The sequence below is a fragment of the Bacillus carboniphilus genome (assembly GCF_039522365.1).
In the GTDB taxonomy this organism is placed as follows: Bacteria; Bacillota; Bacilli; order Bacillales; family JC228; genus Bacillus_BF; species Bacillus_BF carboniphilus.
Map to the genome: position 1 here is coordinate 1 of NZ_BAAADJ010000019.1, position 16,161 is coordinate 16,161.

Genomic DNA, 16,161 nt, shown 5'->3' on the forward strand with positions numbered 1-16,161 from the left:
TGATTCCCACGGGTGCGACGTTCTACCCCGACTACCGTTATCATAAGACCATATAAAAATAGGTCAACCAGAAAATTCTGGCTAACCTTATATTACGAACGGGTGCTTTAGTTGAATAACCAAAAGAAAAATGCTCAGTGTTCCCCTGAGCATTTTTACATGTACTACTAGAGTTCAAATGAAGTTTACTCGTCTCTCATAAATAAATACGATCGACTCAACACCAGCCCTACCACGAATAACAATAGCGCAAAGTATGCAGGTAACAGATGTACAAAATCTATATATCCAATTAGGTAGTGCGTAGTCAGACCTGCTAGGAATGCAGGGATGCCTCCCCACAAAAATGTGTGCCAAACCCATTTGGCTCCTTGCTGAAACCCCCATAATGCTAACATTAAAACTAGTAAACCAACTGCGATTAAGGCACTACCAAAACCAGCACGGTCGTGGGCTATAACCGGAATTAGTTGCTGGTTAAATGAAGCCAGCTGATCTGGTGTCATACATATAAAGGTGAGGTCAGTTGGTACAAAAACAAACGAGACCCCTATTGTAGAAATCACAACTCCACCGATAGTCAAAGAGAATCCTAGCATAACGAGACACATCTGACCCCAGACAGCTTTTTTCCAATGGACATGATTGCTCTTGTTCCGGGATGTTGGCGATAGGGTAGCATGAGAGCTATTTTTGTATCCCAATATAAAAGCAGGAAGTAAGATCATCCAAAATAGAGCATGTAGCCAGTCAAAGTATCCGTAACCTATGAATAATAGGATTCCTAAGAAACCGACCATTCCTGCAGTATGGAACGCTTTTTTCGACCAATGGATTCCTCTTCGAATGCCGTGGTAGGCTAATTGCATGTAGACAATCCCACCGGATATCATCGTTCCAGCTAGTGTCATCCGGTCGTGTTCCATAAAAGCTAGAATTTGAGGATTAAATAATAGAATATCTTCCCTGGTTGCTCCTAAGAACCATTCATCATATGGCAAAATGACTCGGGTTAAGGCAAATATGAGAGCTAGCAATCCCCCAAATGTAATCAATAAACCAAATATAAAGTGATACACCCAATTTTTATTTGGATAAACAGGATGCTCCATTTTCTCATTTAGCAGTAACTCGTTAATCCGTTTTGGTAAACCAGGCCCAGAGAAAACGTAGCCATCCTCCAACAATATAAAATCAACTCCGAGCTGTAGCCATTCTACAGCAGTTTCCGGATCAGAAATGTTTCCTCTCAGTGTAATGGAGAGATTTGGTTGTTGTGCTAGTAGATTTTTAATCTCCGCTTTCGTAGTGGCACTCATTGAATCCATTTCAATGATATAGCCTGAGACTAACTCTTGGTCAGAAAGTTCCAATTGGTTCAGTTGAGAGGCTGGTAGGTTTACTAAAATGGGTAGATTAGTAGATAACCCGTTTAGCTGATCAAGGTCATCCCAATCTATGACCACAGCATCCACTTTGCTTAAAAGTTGGTTAAGCTGTGAGTGTTTCCATACATTTTTGGAAATTCGGGCCCAAATAGGTGGATGTTTGGATGGTAACCGATTGAGTGTCATAAGAGCATGTTCAAGAGAAGTAGAATTGCCCTCTAGACCACGGATGGTTCCCTTTATCCAGTCTACACGTAAAGAGCTTGTTCTCGCCTCAGGTCCAATTGGTCCGATTTCTATAATGCCAAAACCAAGGTGACAGAAGGCTTTTGTGCCTGAAAGCTCAGGGTCCATTCTTCCACTTAAACCAACGGAGGTCGGGTAAACTGTCTCCCATCTTGTGTTTGAAAGCTGGGGGGAAGGATTCATATGTCCCAGAAACTCAATCAGTTGTCTACCTCCAGGAACGCTAGCGATCGTAGACATTCCTTTATGAATAAAATGGCGTCCTGTTTCCGGTTTTAGTTTTTTTAATAAAGGTTTAAAAAGAGGGTGATAAGACCAATCAGGCATACAGAGCCCTCCCTCGTTATTTTATAAAAAATGGAAATTATACTACAATCATACATGATGAGCATCTAGGTTTCTAGGTGAAATGATATGGAGGGAAAGTATGGAAGCCGTTATCTTTGATTTTGATGGAACGATTATGGATACAGAGAGTTTATGGTATGAAGTGTATCGGGACACTTTGTTAGAAGAGTACAAGTATTCTCTTAAAATAGAAGACTTTTCAAAGGTAATTGGAACTGTTGATGATTTGTTAATGGACCAGTTGAAAAAAGAGATCGGAGAGCAGTTCGATCGAGATTGGCTAGAAAAGCTTGCTGGTGAGGAATTCAAAAGGAAAAAGGATATCCTTGCTGTTCGTGAAGGGATAATGGAACTCATCAGGTATTTTCAAGAGAAAGGGTATAAGTTGGCCATAGCTTCTAGTTCCAGGCGGAAGTGGATTCAGTTACATTTAGAGGCTTTTCAATTAACCTCCTACTTCCCAATCATTGTGTCGAGTGATGATGTAGAGAGAGTTAAACCAGATCCGGAGCTTTATGTAAAAGCGTTGGAGAAATTGAATGTTAGAGCGGTTGATGCCATGGCAATCGAGGATTCTGGGCATGGAGCGACTGCTGCAATTGGGGCGGGGATTCGGACGTTTGTTGTACCAAATCCGGTGACGGCGCATTTGAAGTTTCCGGTAGAAGCAAGTGTGTTTGAGGATTTTTGGGAATTGTTGAGTGAGTTGAATGGTTGAGAGATAAGAAAGATTTTCCGATACAACGCTATTGTTTTTCGATAGCAAGCGTATAATTTCTGATAGAGTGCTAAATTTTTCTGATAGCCGGCCCTAAATTTCCGATAGTGTGCTAATGTTTTCCGATAGTCGGCCCAAAATTTCCGATAGAGCGCTAAAGTTTTCCGATAGCCGGCCCAGAATTTCTGATAGATAGCCAAAGTTTTCTGATAGCCGTCCCAGAATCTCCAATAGAATGCTAATCCAGCACCATTTCCTCGATTTCATACATGTTCCGCTACTATCCTACATAGGATGTACAAGAAGTGGAGGGTTTGATTTTGTGGAAAGAGTTTAAAGAATTTGCGATTCGTGGAAACCTCGTGGATATGGCTTTTGCCGTTGTTATAGGTACAGGCTTTACTAAAATTGTAGATTCATTGGTGAGGGATTTAATGATGCCTATTTTTGGCGTGTTAATGGGAGGCGTCAATCTGACTTCTAAAAGTTTTATTTTGGGGAAGGCGGTTGTACGGTATGGGGCCTTTCTCCAGACCCTATTAGATTTCTTCATCATTGCTTTCTCCATTTTTATGGCCATGAAGGTTGTAAATCGTATCAGAGGGAAGGAAAAGATAAAAGAAGAAAAACAAAAAGATACTCTTGAAGATATCAGGGATCTATTAAATGAAAGACTGCCAGCTCCTAAACCACCAAAAAAACAGCATATTCAAATCATGATGAATCCTAGAAAGACAGATAAACCTAAATAAATGACACCCCTTCGTTTTTATAAATCGGAGGGGTTTTGTTTCTCTATATTTATTTTATAGACTATAACCAATAGTTGACCAAAAATGGTAAAATTAGTAATTGAATAAAACGATGGTTACTAACTGAAACATAACTTTGATTCATTCGTAAGATAAGTAAAGCATTTTAGGGGGAGTAATATGAAAATAATCGGACCATTTATGATCATCATTGGGTTGGCAGGATTGGGCTTCTCTATTTTTGAATTTTTAACACTTGATTTTCATGAAGAACCAAAATACTTCTGGATGAGCTTTGCTGCTATGCCGATCATATTTGTTGGGTTTATCCTAACAATGCCTGCGATTCAACGAAAAATTTTACGTGAAAATGAAGGTTTAATAAAGGGTCAATCAAGAATCATCGGTGAGGGATTTAAAGAGGGATTTGTAGGGAAGCAAAAATACTGTACAAATTGTGGTCACTCCCAAAATATAAACGCAAAGTTCTGTTCGGAATGTGGGGCTTCGTTTAAGAATGAGTAGTACCTAACTTTAGTATTTTAAAGTTGTTTGGTAGATGAGATGAAGGGTTGCAAAAGCAATCCTTTTTTTGTTTTAAAATAATTTGTATTTTCACTTGATTCCGCAATTTCCTTCGATTACAATAGTGCTTATCCTGTTTTTTCCACAATATCGCTCCCAATTCAGACTACCTTGGTTTCCGACAATGATATTCTTTCAATCTATTTCACCGCTTACCTTGAAAGAATGTACTTAAAACAGGGGAAGGAGACCGTTATGTCCGTAAAAGACCATCCTGATTTTGATTCTGAATTAAAACGTCTACAATTCACCAAGACTTACATGGATGCTGTGATTATGACAGCTGAAACGAGTACAGACCAGTTTAGGGAAAATATGAAACAGGCATTTGAAGAGTTAGAAAGACAGGACTCCAGTTTGAGCTACATGGAGTTGTTAACGAATGCCCGATTTTTTGAAATGTCTAAATCTGATCTGGAAAATTTGAAAAAGCTTCGTAAAAAACCGTATTTTGCTAGAATTGACTTTGCTAGAGAAGGCCATCCAGACACAGAAATCTACTACATAGGAAAAACCTCATTGTACCAAAGAGAAAACCAAGAACCGATTATTGTTGACTGGCGCTCACCCATCGCGAACCTTTATTACGAGGGAAGGCTCGGACCAGAGTCTTACAAAGCTGAAGGTGAGGTCTATAAGGGAGACTTATCTCTCAAAAGACAATATATCATTGAAGAAGGAGAATTAGAGGATGTCAGGGATATTGACCTCACTACTAATGATGAGATTCTTCAAGAATCGTTAGCTAAAAGTGCCAGCAACCGCCTCACAGATATTATTAACACCATCCAAGAAGAACAGAACCGAGTCATCCGGGCAGATTTGAATAAGCCCATCATTGTGCAAGGAGCGGCAGGAAGTGGAAAGACGACGATTGCCCTTCACCGAATCTCTTATTTTATTTACCATTATGCCGATTATTTTCAACCAGAAAACTTAATGATTTTAGCACCAAGTAGACTGTTTATTGATTATATTTCAGAAGTGCTTCCGGAGCTAGGGGTAGAAAAGGTTAAACAGTTCACATTTGTTGATTTTGCTTTAAAATGCATGGGAGAAAAAATAACCCTTACTGAAGACAAGAAGCTCATTTCATTGGTAGAACAAGATCATGAAGATGTAAAAATCGCTGCTACCATTTCAGGGTTTAAAGGGTCCAAGTTAATGAAGGAGATTCTAGATCAATATATTAAACACATTGAAAAAACCTTTTATGCTAAAGAAGATGTGTACGTCGATAAGTATAAAATCTTCACGGCAAAAAAATGGACCAACCTTTTTGCACAAGACTATCACTATCTGCCTCTCTATAGAAGAGTGGAGAAGCTGAAAAATATCCTTCAAAACGATGTGAGAAAAAAGAAGCATCAAATGATTGAGAAGATCAGATTGTTTTATGAGGATAAAATTGAAAAAGCCCTCTATCGGATGAAGGATGCAAACAAGAGAAGAGCTTATGTATCGGAAGCGCTAGACAGGAAAGAATTGAGGCTCAAGGAGATTCAGAAAGCCATTCGGACGGCTGTACCTACTTATCTGAAAAAGTTTCCGAAAAAGAAGTTGACCGAATATTATCAGGAACTCTTTGAAGACCCAGAGCTGCTTGTTACTTTTTCGAATGGAAAGCTTTCGAAATCACAGGCTGAAATGATGTGCTTATACTCGGACAAACTGCTTGCCAAGAAACGATATGAGATGGAAGACCTTGCACCACTCCTTTACCTGCACCATGCTCTGTATGGAGTAGATTCCGAGCTAAGAGCCAAGAATGTGGTGATTGATGAGGCCCAGGATTATAGTTACATGCAGTTTGCGGCTTTGAAATTCGCTTTAGATACAGACATGTTTACGATCGTGGGGGATTTAGCACAGGGAATTCACTCGTATCGGGGTATTACAGATTGGCAGTTAATAAAAAATGATCTTTTTCCAAGGGCTACCTATGTCGAACTTCAAAAGAGCTACCGAACAACGGTTGAAATTATGGAAGAAGCTAATAAGCTATTACCTTTGATTCCTGAGGAAACACCAAAAGTGGAACCGGTTGTTAGACATGGAGACCGACCGTCCTTTATTCAAATAAATGGTCAGCAGGAATTAGCTGAAAAACTGGCTGGGCAAATTAAGGGTTACAAAGAGGAAGGTTTTCAAACATTCGCGATTATTGGCAAGACCATGAAGGATTGTAAGCGCATAGCCAAAATTTTAGAAAAGAAGATGCCTGACTCTGTTCAGTTGATTCATGAACAGGACCAAATTGCAAAAGACAAAGTCGTGATAGTGCCTTCTTATTTAGTGAAGGGACTAGAGTTTGACGTGGTCTTTATTGTGTCTATGGAAGAAGCGTACCGTAAAGAAATCGAACTGGATATTAAGCTTTTATATGTTGCCATGACAAGGCCATTACATAGACTGGTATTCTTCGGTCAATCAAAAGAGACGTTTTTACTATCCGATGAGGGAGAGAATTGAATGACGTATCATATACGAGTTCGAGCAGGGGCAGTTATTATCGAAAATGACGCGATTTTATTGGTGGAATTTAACGATCACAATGGCCTTCACTACAACTTTCCTGCAGGGGGAGCAGAACCAGGGGAGTCCGTGGTGGAAACAGCAAAAAGAGAAGCATGGGAAGAAGCGGGGGTAGAGGTCGAAGTCGGGCCTCTTGCCTTTGTCTATGAATATACGCCGCATTTAAATAATGAGCGTTTTGGTTCCACTCATTCCTTAGGTTTAATGTTTGATTGCAAATTAGTGGACGGTTCGACCGTACGTCAACCAGCACAACCGGACCCTTTCCAAACAGGGGTGAAATGGATCCCGTTGAGTGAGCTCGAGAATATTGTGTTATATCCAAATGTGAAGAAGCAGATCTTAGAGTATGCGAGTGGGAAGCGGGAGATGGAATTGTTGGAAGAGCATAGGTTGGAGCAGTATGTGAATAAGTAGAAGTAGTAAGGGGGCGCTGAATGTAAGTTCAGTGCCATTTTTAATTAGTGCCAGTTTTATGGAAGATCCGGTTATAGGGGTCATTGAAAAGAAGAAATTTGGCCTGTTTTCTAGCTGGTATCCCAAAACCGGCATTTCCATAAAATTATGTTTTAGTTTTACGACAGCGTAATGAAAAACTAGGACATAAAGTGAAAATACGTTCTAGTTTTGCAGCTGTCCGTCTAAAAGTAGGACATAAGATGAAAATATGTTCTAGTTTTTCGGTGGTGGAACAAAAACCAGGACATAAAATGAAAATACGTTCTAGTTTTTCGACCGCCCGACAAAAACCAGGACGTAAAATGAAAATATGTTCTAGTTTTCCGGACACCCGACAAAAACTAGGACATAAAATGAAAATACGTTCTAGTTTTTCAGCCACCCGACAGAAACTGGGACATAAAATGAAAATATGTCCTAGTTTTCCATCCACCCGACAAAAAACAGGATACAAACCCAAAACTCGTCCAGTGTCACCAACCAAAAAGAAAACAGGAACTAAAACCTGTTCCTGTTTCCCGTCCTAAACCACTGAAAACCTACTTCGCCGGAAATCTCCATACCGCAGCATCATCTTCCCATGAAGCCATGGATTTATATTGGAGTTCCCAATCGCCCTCTTGAGCAGGGACATCAAAGTAAACAGTACCACGAGCCTTCTTACCACCAGGGAGTTCTGTTGAGATTCCCATATCATCAGAAGGGAGAGCTTGCGTTAACTCAAAACCTTCTGCATCATATAACGTAAATTCCATACTATCGATATAATACGATTCCTTATTTGTGTTTTCTACAGTAATATTCGCAACAATAGCATGGTCTTGTGTGAGTGGCTGGAACTGGTTAATTTCGCCTTCGTAAACCTCTACACTATCTAGTGTAATTTTGACACCTTCAATCGTTAGGGTATCACCAATGGATCCTTCGGTAGCTCCGCCATCACCAGTATCACCGGCATCTTCATCTGCACCCTGATCTTCGTTCGTATCGCCCTCATCGGCAGCACCTTGGTCACCAGTACCTGTATCTTCATTGGCTTGATTTTCTTGAGCTGTGTTATCACCATTGTTCTCGGCATCATCTGTTGCAGCCCCACATCCGCTTAAGACTAATAACAAAATGCTAAATAAGGAAAAAATCTTTAATTTCATGGTTGCCCTCCTTATAAAATTTTGGTTATACACGGTTAGTATCTCAATCGGAAAATTTTTTATGAAAGAGGACACAAAAAAAGTCACCGCATCAGGGCGGTGACTTTCAACTTATTGGTTTTACTCCATCCAGCTATCCACTAGATCTCTGTTTTCATCAATCCACTGTTGTGCGCCTTCTACAGGGTCTCCAGTTTCATTGATGGTTGCCATTAAAGAACCAAGAGTGGCATCATCCATGCTCCAGTTTTGTAAGTACTCCCATACTTCTGGGTGATCTTTTTCAAAATCTGTACGAGTCATGAACATAATATCATCAGGCTCTCCATAAACACCTTTTGGATCCTCTAGATATTTTAGATCGTATTCTGCAAATGCCCAGTGTGGACTCCAAAGTGTTACAACAATTGGCTCTTGTTTTTGGTAAGCTTTATCAAGCTCAGTCATCATAGCTGGTTCTGAGGATGGAACTAAGTCTAATGTCCAGCTATACTCATCAACTGCATCTCCTGTGATTCCAACCAAGCTAGAACCTGCATCAATACCAACAATTCTGTTACCTAAATCATCTGCATAATCATTTAATTGGTCAAGACTGTTTAGGTCTTCCATGTATGTAGGAACAGCAAGTCCTAGTGCAGTACCTTCGTACCATACATCACCGAGAACGACATCTTCTTCATATTGTTCATATAACGGTGCATCCGTAAATGGTAGCCATACTTCTGGTGCTACATCTAAATCACCTTGTGCGATACCTGTCCAAACAGGACCTTTTTCTAGTTCTTTCAGTGTTACTTCATAGCCTTCTTCAGCTAATAGAATTTTCCACATGTTAGATACGGCAATGTTCTCTGCCCAGTTGTTAATTCCGAAAGTTAGTTCAGTGGTATCTCCACCTTCACCATCACCTTCCGTGTTTCCGCATGCTGCTAGTACAAGTGACACAGCAAGCATAAGTGCAAGTACTATTTTTTTCTTCATGTTACCCCTCCTAGAATATCTCACAATGGGCCTTTTCCCTCGTGACATAGAATTAAACATCTTTTTTAAAAAAAGTTTACAAAAATTACGAACGTAGTCCGAATTTACTATGTATGAAGCGGAAAATTAAATTTTTATTAAAAAAGTAGTTTGAAAGATTCGCAGAATGGGTAAATGGAACTTATGTGTGTTTTTTTCCATACATGAAGTATTAAATATAAAAGCAAGAATGAGGTGTAAGAATGGAACCCGTACAAATAAAGGTAGAAGGTGTCACTAAAATATTTGGGAAAACACCTTCAAAAGCTATTGACCTTTTAGAACAGGGGAAAACGAAAGATCAAATATTAGAACAAACTGGAATGACGGTTGGTGTGAACCAAGCTAGCTTTGAAGTGAAAAAAGGTGAAATCTTTGTCATTATGGGACTTTCCGGAAGTGGTAAATCCACTCTAGTTCGTCTCTTAAATCGCTTAATCGAACCATCAGCAGGGAAGGTATTGATTAACGGGGTAGACATAGTTGAAATGAAGCCAGCTCAACTTAGGGAAGTTCGTAGAAAAACAATGAGTATGGTGTTTCAACGATTTGCACTGTTTCCACATCGTTCGGTGTTAGAGAACGCAGCTTACGGCTTAGAGATACAGGGTGTGGAGAAGGAAGAAAGAGAGAAAAAGGCTCAAAGTGCTTTGGAGTTAGTTGGATTAAAAGGTTACGAAGAAAGTTATCCATCTGAACTTAGTGGCGGTATGCAGCAAAGGGTTGGTCTGGCTAGAGCGTTAGCCAATGATCCAGAAGTACTACTCATGGACGAAGCCTTTAGTGCATTAGATCCTTTGATTCGAAAAGATATGCAGGATGAATTACTTGAGTTGCAGGAAACCATGCACAAAACCATTATTTTCATTACACACGATTTAGATGAAGCGCTTCGGATAGGAGATCGGATTGCTCTAATGAAGGATGGTTCGATTGTTCAAATTGGTACTCCAGAGGAAATCATGATGAACCCTGCCAACGATTATGTGGAGCGGTTTGTCGAGGATGTCAATTTGTCAAAAGTCTTAACTGCTGAAGCAGTAATGATTAGACCTGAAACGGTTCAATTAGATCGTGGTCCGAGAGTGGCACTGAAGCTCATGAAAGACGCGGGTGTCTCTACTCTGTATGTAGTAGATAAGAAAAAGGTCTTTGTGGGAGTTGTAACTGCAGATTTGGTGAATCAGGCAATTAAGGAAGAAAAGACATTACAGGATATCTTAATCAACGAATTACCAACAGTCGAAACAACAACCATCATGGATGACATGTTTGAAAAAATGGCTTCTATTTCATACCCTCTTCCAGTTGTAGATGAGACTCGAAAGCTTAAAGGGATTGTGAAAAGAGAAGGAGTCATTGAAGCACTAGCAGGTTACGAAAGAGGAGGGGAATCCGACCATGTATAATTTACCACTTCCAGAAATACCATTAGCAGATTGGGTGGATTCTTTTGTCGATAAAATTACAGATACCTTTGGAACCTTTTTTGAAGGGTTTGCTAATGTTATAGAGGTATTTTGGGATTTACTTGTTAAGGGATTGTTATTACCCCCGCCGATCATTGTTATTGCTTTATTTGCTTTAGTGGCTTTCTTAGTTAGTCGCAAAATTGGTTTTACTATTTTTACTTTTGTCGGACTGCTATTTATTTTAAGTCTTGGCTATTGGACTCATACGATGCAAACAGTCTCTTTAGTACTTTGTTCCGTATTATTGTCGTTGATTATAGGAATTCCTGTTGGGATATGGGCTTCTCAAAACAACAAAGTATCAAGCGTTATTACACCAATTCTTGATTTTATGCAGACCATGCCTGCCTTTGTCTATTTAATCCCTTCTATCATTTTCTTTGGGATTGGAGTTGTACCAGGAATCGTAGCATCTGTTATTTTCGCAATGCCACCAACGATTCGATTAACGAATTTAGGAATCAGACAAGTTCCAGAAGATTTAGTGGAAGCTTCCAATGCATTTGGATCCACCACAAGTCAAAAGCTGTTTAAGGTCCAATTACCACTTGCAACTCCTACTATTATGGCGGGAATTAACCAAAGTATCATGCTTTCCCTATCGATGGTTGTTATTGCATCGTTAGTTGGAGCGCCTGGACTGGGGACAGAAGTATTCCGTGCTGTAACGAGGATTGAAGTAGGAACTGGATTTGCTTCAGGTATTTGTATTGTTATATTAGCGATTATTTTAGACCGAATCACACAAAACTTAAAACCAAGCCAAAAAATTTAAAAGACACTGCAGAGTGTCTTTTTTCTATTTCTGAAGAATTCGTGCTAAAATAACTCAGTACAGGAGGGTGAAAAATATTGAGTAAAACATTACAAGGAACAACCAAATTACATAACGGAATTGAAATGCCTTATTTTGGTTTAGGTGTTTATAAGGTAGAAGAAGGCCATCAAGTGGAAGAAACCGTTCATGCGGCTTTAGACTTAGGCTATCGTGCTGTTGATACAGCGGCATTATATGAAAATGAAGAAGGCGTTGGAAAGGCAGTACGTGAACATAGTGTCCCTCGGGAAGATATTTTCGTCACAACGAAAGTATGGAACAGTGATCAAGGATATGATTCCACCTTACGTGCTTTTGAAGATAGCTATAATAAACTAGGACTAGACTATATAGATCTTTACCTCATTCACTGGCCTGTTGTAGCTAAATACAAGGATACTTGGAAGGCGCTAGAACGCTTATACTCTGAAGGAGTAGTAAAGGCAATTGGTGTTAGTAACTTCCAGCCTCATCACTTGGAAGATTTAATGAATACAGCCAATGAAAAACCCGTTGTTAACCAAGTGGAGTGCCATCCACTATTAACACAAGAAGAGGTTAAAGCGTATTGTCGCCAGCATGATATCAGAGTGGAGGCTTGGTCTCCAATTGCAAAAGGAACCGTGATGGACAACCCAGTACTTGTGGAGTTAGCCAAAAAATACGGAAAGTCACCAGCACAGGTAATCCTACGTTGGCACTTGCAAAATGACGTGATTGTCATTCCAAAATCAGTAACACCTTCACGCCTAAAAGAAAATGCTGATATTTTTGACTTCGAATTGTCTACTGAGGATTTAGAGAAAGTAAATCAATTAAACAAAAATCAACGTTTAGGTGCTGACCCAGATAACTTTGATTTTTAACTTTGTAACCCCACTTAGGTGGGGTTTTTTGCACTATAAAAAAGGATAAAATTTTAGCAGAGAAGTAATTCGACGTAGGGAAAATTTTTAGGTGTATAGTATAAGTGCAACTACGACTCTGTCTTCGCCTGAAGGCTCGCCAATCGGCGAGTTTTCTTTAATGCATAAAAATTAGAGGGTGGGAAACATTTAGAAATGATTCTTTTTGCAAGAAGAACATAGTGGGAAAGGTGATTAGAATTTTGACGAATGTAAAATTAGCTGTTATTTACTACAGTTCAACGGGTACAAACTATGAGCTCTCAAAATGGGCAGAAGCTGGTGCGAAGGATGCTGGGGCAGAGGTTAAGGTTTTGAAGGTTCCTGAACTTGCACCAGAAGCTGCGATTGCATCAAACCCTGCATGGAAGGCACATGTGGAAGCGACAAAGGATGTCCCAGAAGCCACGTCTGACGATATTGAATGGGCGGATGCCATCATCTTTAGTGTTCCTACACGATTTGGAAACGTCCCATCGCAACTGAAGCAATTTCTTGATACACAAGGTGGATTGTGGGCTACTGGAAAAACCGTAAACAAAGTGGTCAGTGCCATGACGTCAGCCCAAAATCCTCACGGTGGACAAGAAGCCACTCTGCTTTCCCTGTACACATCCATGATGCACTGGGGTGCGATTATCGTACCACCAGGATATACGGATCAAATTTTATTTGGAGCAGGCGGTAATCCGTACGGTACAAGTGTAACACAAGGACAGGATGGAAAAATGGTTGAAGATGTAGAAGGTGCGGTTAAACACCAGGCGAAACGAACAGTTGAAGTGGCAAAGTGGGTTAAAAGTGGAATGAGTTCATGATAAATGGGAGATGCGAATCTCCCTTTTTATATTGGTATGGAGAGCCGCGGAAGCCAGCGGACAGACGATCCGCTATTTCATGAAAAAGCGGTAAAATAGGCTGGTTCGCGGACAGAGGTTCCGCTATTTGCTATTTTTTAAGTGAAAATAGGCTGAAAATGAACAAATAACGGAACCAGTGTCCGCTGAGGTGCGGAAAACCGGCATTTTTTCATAAATAACGGAACCACAGTCCGGATACTTTGGCAATCAATTTTTAACGGACACACGATCCGCTATTTCATGAAAAAGAACCCAAATAGGCTGGTTCGCGGACAGAGGATCCGCTATTTGCCTAATTTCAAGATAAAATTGAACGAAAACCATCAAATAACGGAACGAGAGTCCGGTTCGACTTAAAAAACAGCCTTTTTTACCTCAATAACGGAACCACAGTCCGCGAACAAACTACCAATGACTGCCAGCTAGTCTTATTTGATTAGGTCCATCATATTATCCAATAAAGGAGCTTTCACTCGTATCCTTTCCTCTGTTAAAGGATGTGTAAAGCTTAAATCAGTTGCATGAAGCACTGGTCGATAAAATCCTCTAGAACCACCATAAAGTTCATCACCAACTAAAGGATGGCCCAATGCTTGAAGGTGGACTCGAATTTGATGAGTTCGACCTGTTTCTAGCTTACATTGGACCAAAGAACGATTAACCCGTTTGTTGTACTCTAAAACTTCATAATGGGTAACCGCCGCTTGGCCAGATGGAGAAACCCTGCGTCGGGTTGGATGATGTCGATCTCTCCCAATAGCTTTGTTAATAGTTCCCTTCTTTTGTTTGGGGCATCCATCTACAATTGCCCAGTATGTACGATGTACCTCTTTTCTAGTTAGTTGCTCATCTAATAGAGCACCTGCAAGTTCATGCTTCGAGAATAAAACGGCACCGGTTGTATCTTTGTCGAGCCGGTGAATATGCCGTATTCTACGTAGTTCCCCTGATGATAGACTATGAAAAGAGACCCCATTCAATAAAGTAATTTCATCTTCTTCTTCCGTTGGGTGGGTTTTCATACCCGCAGGTTTATTGGCAACTAGACAATGGTCGTCTTCAAATAAAATGGGTATTTCAGCATATAATGGCTCAAGTGCAAAGGCTTGATCCTCTAGAAGCTTGATTTTTATCTGATCTGATTTTTGAAGAGGAACATTCCAATTAGGTTCCTGCCCATTCACTAGGACATACCGTTCCATCCTCCATAGATGAACCATTTTTTTAGGAAGTGGCCACACACTTTTGAAAACTTCTTGTAATGTAAATCCCTCCCATTCCGATTTAATAGCAAACGAAATATAGGGACCTTGTCGGCTAACTTTCATTTTAAAAAACTCCTTTATAGGAAAGGGCTGGTAACGTTTCCTCCCGTAATTTTAGATACCTTTAATTACCACCCTAAACATTAGTTGACCTATGTTATGCTAGAGTCATATTACGTTCAGATTACAGATTCATGACAAAGGTGGGTTGAAGAGTGAAGATTGTATATGCTTCAACAAAGGAGCAAGAGGAAAAGATAGAAGAATTGGTCGAGCAGATTTACTCCGAAATTTTCCCTCAGTATTTCCTTGATGAAGAAATTAAGAATTTTGAAGGATTGAATGTCTTACATATGACGAAGTCAAACACAGAATATGTCGGGACGCTAAAAGAAGCTTTTAAAGTAATCTCAAGCTTACAAACTATTATATCCATTTTAGAAGTGCAAAATCGAGTCGATGTTGACGAAAAATATCAGGATATTTTCGATGAGAATGTCCGCATTTTACAAAACTATGGCCTTATTTTCCCTTTTACTTTTCATCATTTCCAAACAACAAAGACGAGCGAGAATGACTTCAGTACGTATGTGAAACCGGCAAATGAATTGCTAATCTAAGAAAAACGTGCCTGCATTTTAAATGTAGGCACGTTTTTTTATTTATTAACTATTTTTATTTTCTTCATACCAAGCTTGAAACTCTTCTCGATCTAACTCAAACCATTTTTCATAAATCTCTTTATCGAACAGACCCGTAATACGTTGGTATTCTTGCCCGTCTTTGAATTTAATAATGGTAGGTGTTGCTTCTAGTCCGTATTTTGGCCAAGCTTGTTCAAACTCAAGTACATTGTACTTAACCATTTCAACCCCTAAGTCTTCTGCTAGTGGGGAAACAATAGGTGTAGCTTCCTTACAGTAGCCACATTCAGGGCTAAAAAAGTAAACTGTTACATCTTCACCATTAGCCAATTTTTCCTCAAGCTCTTCTGGTAGAATGATATTTGTCGTATATAAAGGATCATCAAATTGATCAATGGTTGATTGTTTTAACTCGTCGGTTCCATACGGGTTATTTTTCATTTTTGCAGCATTCTGCATGTTATTCAGTACAATCATTCCTCCAAATAGAAGGACAATGACCGCTAAAAAGATCACAACTTTTTTCAAGTTATTTCACTCTCCTCTTCCAAGTTAAAAAGCTAAAAATACTGATTAAAATAAAGGCTATAAGTGCTAGGAAAGGAATGGTTACGAAACCAAAGTAATTAATATACTCCCCTGTACACGGTACTCTCCCACACGATACAGAATTTTCTCCTAGGAAGTCTATTTTCTGGATGGAGTAATGATATAAGGAGATAATAGCTCCGATGGTAGAAAGAATAAATGTATAAAAACTAATAGCGAAATCTTTCTTTACTACACCTATACCTAATATAACCGTTAGTGGATACATGAGAATTCGTTGATACCAGCATAATTCACACGGTTCATACATTCGAACCTCAGAAAAATACAAACTACCAAACATAGCGATAATGGATGTCGCCCATGCTATGAATAAAAAAGTCTCCCTTTGATCTTTTTTCATAGAGCACCTCACCTTCTACTTACTAAATTATAGTATGTAAT

At 39.6% G+C, this 16,161-nt stretch carries 16 protein-coding genes; 10 read left to right on the forward strand and 6 right to left on the reverse strand.

All coding sequences use genetic code 11. From position 1 onward, the window contains the following. Positions 1 to 185 precede the first annotated feature (185 nt). Positions 186 to 1,961 carry a beta/alpha barrel domain-containing protein gene (locus ABDZ91_RS09200; protein ID WP_343798320.1) on the reverse strand — a complete coding sequence of 592 codons (1,776 nt, stop codon included), beginning with the start codon at positions 1,959 to 1,961 and terminating at the stop codon, positions 186 to 188. 100 nt (positions 1,962 to 2,061) lie between these two features. On the opposite strand from ABDZ91_RS09200, the gene ABDZ91_RS09205 reads away from it, so the two are divergent. The 5 genes from ABDZ91_RS09205 to ABDZ91_RS09225 all read left to right on the forward strand — a co-directional run bounded on the left by ABDZ91_RS09205 (position 2,062) and on the right by ABDZ91_RS09225 (position 6,989). Then, entirely contained in the window at positions 2,062 to 2,700 is a 639-nt protein-coding gene (locus ABDZ91_RS09205) for an HAD family hydrolase (protein ID WP_343798321.1), read from the forward strand. Between the two features lie 320 nt (positions 2,701 to 3,020). Continuing rightward, the gene (mscL, locus tag ABDZ91_RS09210; protein ID WP_343798322.1) at positions 3,021 to 3,452 is read left to right on the forward strand and encodes a large conductance mechanosensitive channel protein MscL; all 432 of its coding nucleotides are present in this window, start codon (positions 3,021 to 3,023) and stop codon (positions 3,450 to 3,452) included. Between the two features lie 180 nt (positions 3,453 to 3,632). Further along, positions 3,633 to 3,977 (forward strand): zinc-ribbon domain-containing protein, encoded by a 345-nt coding sequence (locus ABDZ91_RS09215; RefSeq protein ID WP_343798324.1) that lies wholly within the window; start codon positions 3,633 to 3,635, stop codon positions 3,975 to 3,977. 255 nt (positions 3,978 to 4,232) lie between these two features. Beyond that, entirely contained in the window at positions 4,233 to 6,509 is a 2,277-nt protein-coding gene (helD, locus tag ABDZ91_RS09220) for an RNA polymerase recycling motor HelD (protein ID WP_343798326.1), read from the forward strand. Further along, complete coding sequence (locus ABDZ91_RS09225) at positions 6,510 to 6,989, forward strand: NUDIX domain-containing protein (protein WP_343798328.1); 480 nt, start codon at positions 6,510 to 6,512, stop codon at positions 6,987 to 6,989. Positions 6,990 to 7,570: 581 nt separating this feature from the next. On the opposite strand, the gene ABDZ91_RS09230 is transcribed toward ABDZ91_RS09225, so the two are convergent. Both ABDZ91_RS09230 and ABDZ91_RS09235 read right to left on the reverse strand, forming a co-directional pair. Next, the gene (locus ABDZ91_RS09230; RefSeq protein ID WP_343798330.1) at positions 7,571 to 8,182 is read right to left on the reverse strand and encodes a DUF4352 domain-containing protein; all 612 of its coding nucleotides are present in this window, start codon (positions 8,180 to 8,182) and stop codon (positions 7,571 to 7,573) included. 120 nt (positions 8,183 to 8,302) lie between these two features. After that, positions 8,303 to 9,166 carry a glycine betaine ABC transporter substrate-binding protein gene (locus ABDZ91_RS09235; RefSeq protein ID WP_343798332.1) on the reverse strand — a complete coding sequence of 288 codons (864 nt, stop codon included), beginning with the start codon at positions 9,164 to 9,166 and terminating at the stop codon, positions 8,303 to 8,305. 242 nt (positions 9,167 to 9,408) lie between these two features. On the opposite strand from ABDZ91_RS09235, the gene proV reads away from it, so the two are divergent. The 4 genes from proV to wrbA all read left to right on the forward strand — a co-directional run bounded on the left by proV (position 9,409) and on the right by wrbA (position 13,217). Continuing rightward, positions 9,409 to 10,614, forward strand: coding sequence for a glycine betaine/L-proline ABC transporter ATP-binding protein ProV (gene proV / locus ABDZ91_RS09240; protein ID WP_343798334.1), 1,206 nt, complete (start codon positions 9,409 to 9,411; stop codon positions 10,612 to 10,614). Next, positions 10,607 to 11,452, forward strand: a complete 846-nt coding sequence (locus ABDZ91_RS09245) for an ABC transporter permease (RefSeq protein ID WP_343798336.1) — start codon at positions 10,607 to 10,609, stop codon at positions 11,450 to 11,452. The genes proV and ABDZ91_RS09245 overlap by 8 nt, the downstream gene beginning before the upstream one ends. A gap of 77 nt (positions 11,453 to 11,529) precedes the next feature. After that, positions 11,530 to 12,360, forward strand: coding sequence for an aldo/keto reductase (locus tag ABDZ91_RS09250; protein ID WP_343798337.1), 831 nt, complete (start codon positions 11,530 to 11,532; stop codon positions 12,358 to 12,360). Between the two features lie 242 nt (positions 12,361 to 12,602). Then, positions 12,603 to 13,217 (forward strand): NAD(P)H:quinone oxidoreductase, encoded by a 615-nt coding sequence (wrbA, locus tag ABDZ91_RS09255; RefSeq protein ID WP_343798338.1) that lies wholly within the window; start codon positions 12,603 to 12,605, stop codon positions 13,215 to 13,217. A 470-nt stretch (positions 13,218 to 13,687) separates the two neighbouring features. On the opposite strand, the gene ABDZ91_RS09260 is transcribed toward wrbA, so the two are convergent. Next, entirely contained in the window at positions 13,688 to 14,587 is a 900-nt protein-coding gene (locus tag ABDZ91_RS09260) for an RluA family pseudouridine synthase (RefSeq protein ID WP_343798340.1), read from the reverse strand. 152 nt (positions 14,588 to 14,739) lie between these two features. Here ABDZ91_RS09260 and ABDZ91_RS09265 point away from each other — a divergent pair, with 152 nt between their 5' ends. Further along, a complete protein-coding gene (locus ABDZ91_RS09265) occupies positions 14,740 to 15,144 on the forward strand; it encodes a YhcU family protein (RefSeq protein ID WP_343798342.1) in 405 nt (134 codons plus the stop codon). Between the two features lie 45 nt (positions 15,145 to 15,189). Here the strand turns inward: ABDZ91_RS09265 and ABDZ91_RS09270 are convergent, their stop codons facing one another. Together ABDZ91_RS09270 and ABDZ91_RS09275 are read right to left on the reverse strand one after the other, a co-directional pair. Beyond that, on the reverse strand, positions 15,190 to 15,696 hold the full coding sequence (locus ABDZ91_RS09270; protein ID WP_343798344.1) for a thioredoxin family protein: 507 nt from the start codon (positions 15,694 to 15,696) through the stop codon (positions 15,190 to 15,192). A 1-nt stretch (position 15,697) separates the two neighbouring features. Further along, on the reverse strand, positions 15,698 to 16,120 hold the full coding sequence (locus ABDZ91_RS09275; protein ID WP_343798346.1) for a disulfide oxidoreductase: 423 nt from the start codon (positions 16,118 to 16,120) through the stop codon (positions 15,698 to 15,700). Positions 16,121 to 16,161: the final 41 nt, after the last annotated feature.

Coding starts and splice junctions, on each gene's coding strand:
- ABDZ91_RS09215 (WP_343798324.1), top strand. CDS start 3,633: ATGAAAATAATCGGACCATTTATGATCATCATTGGGTTGGCAGGATTG.
- ABDZ91_RS09225 (WP_343798328.1), top strand. CDS start 6,510: ATGACGTATCATATACGAGTTCGAGCAGGGGCAGTTATTATCGAAAAT.
- ABDZ91_RS09245 (WP_343798336.1), top strand. CDS start 10,607: ATGTATAATTTACCACTTCCAGAAATACCATTAGCAGATTGGGTGGAT.
- ABDZ91_RS09260 (WP_343798340.1), bottom strand. CDS start 14,587: ATGAAAGTTAGCCGACAAGGTCCCTATATTTCGTTTGCTATTAAATCG.
- ABDZ91_RS09275 (WP_343798346.1), bottom strand. CDS start 16,120: ATGAAAAAAGATCAAAGGGAGACTTTTTTATTCATAGCATGGGCGACA.
- ABDZ91_RS09200 (WP_343798320.1), bottom strand. CDS start 1,961: ATGCCTGATTGGTCTTATCACCCTCTTTTTAAACCTTTATTAAAAAAA.
- helD (WP_343798326.1), top strand. CDS start 4,233: ATGTCCGTAAAAGACCATCCTGATTTTGATTCTGAATTAAAACGTCTA.
- ABDZ91_RS09235 (WP_343798332.1), bottom strand. CDS start 9,166: ATGAAGAAAAAAATAGTACTTGCACTTATGCTTGCTGTGTCACTTGTA.
- ABDZ91_RS09230 (WP_343798330.1), bottom strand. CDS start 8,182: ATGAAATTAAAGATTTTTTCCTTATTTAGCATTTTGTTATTAGTCTTA.
- proV (WP_343798334.1), top strand. CDS start 9,409: ATGGAACCCGTACAAATAAAGGTAGAAGGTGTCACTAAAATATTTGGG.
- ABDZ91_RS09205 (WP_343798321.1), top strand. CDS start 2,062: ATGGAAGCCGTTATCTTTGATTTTGATGGAACGATTATGGATACAGAG.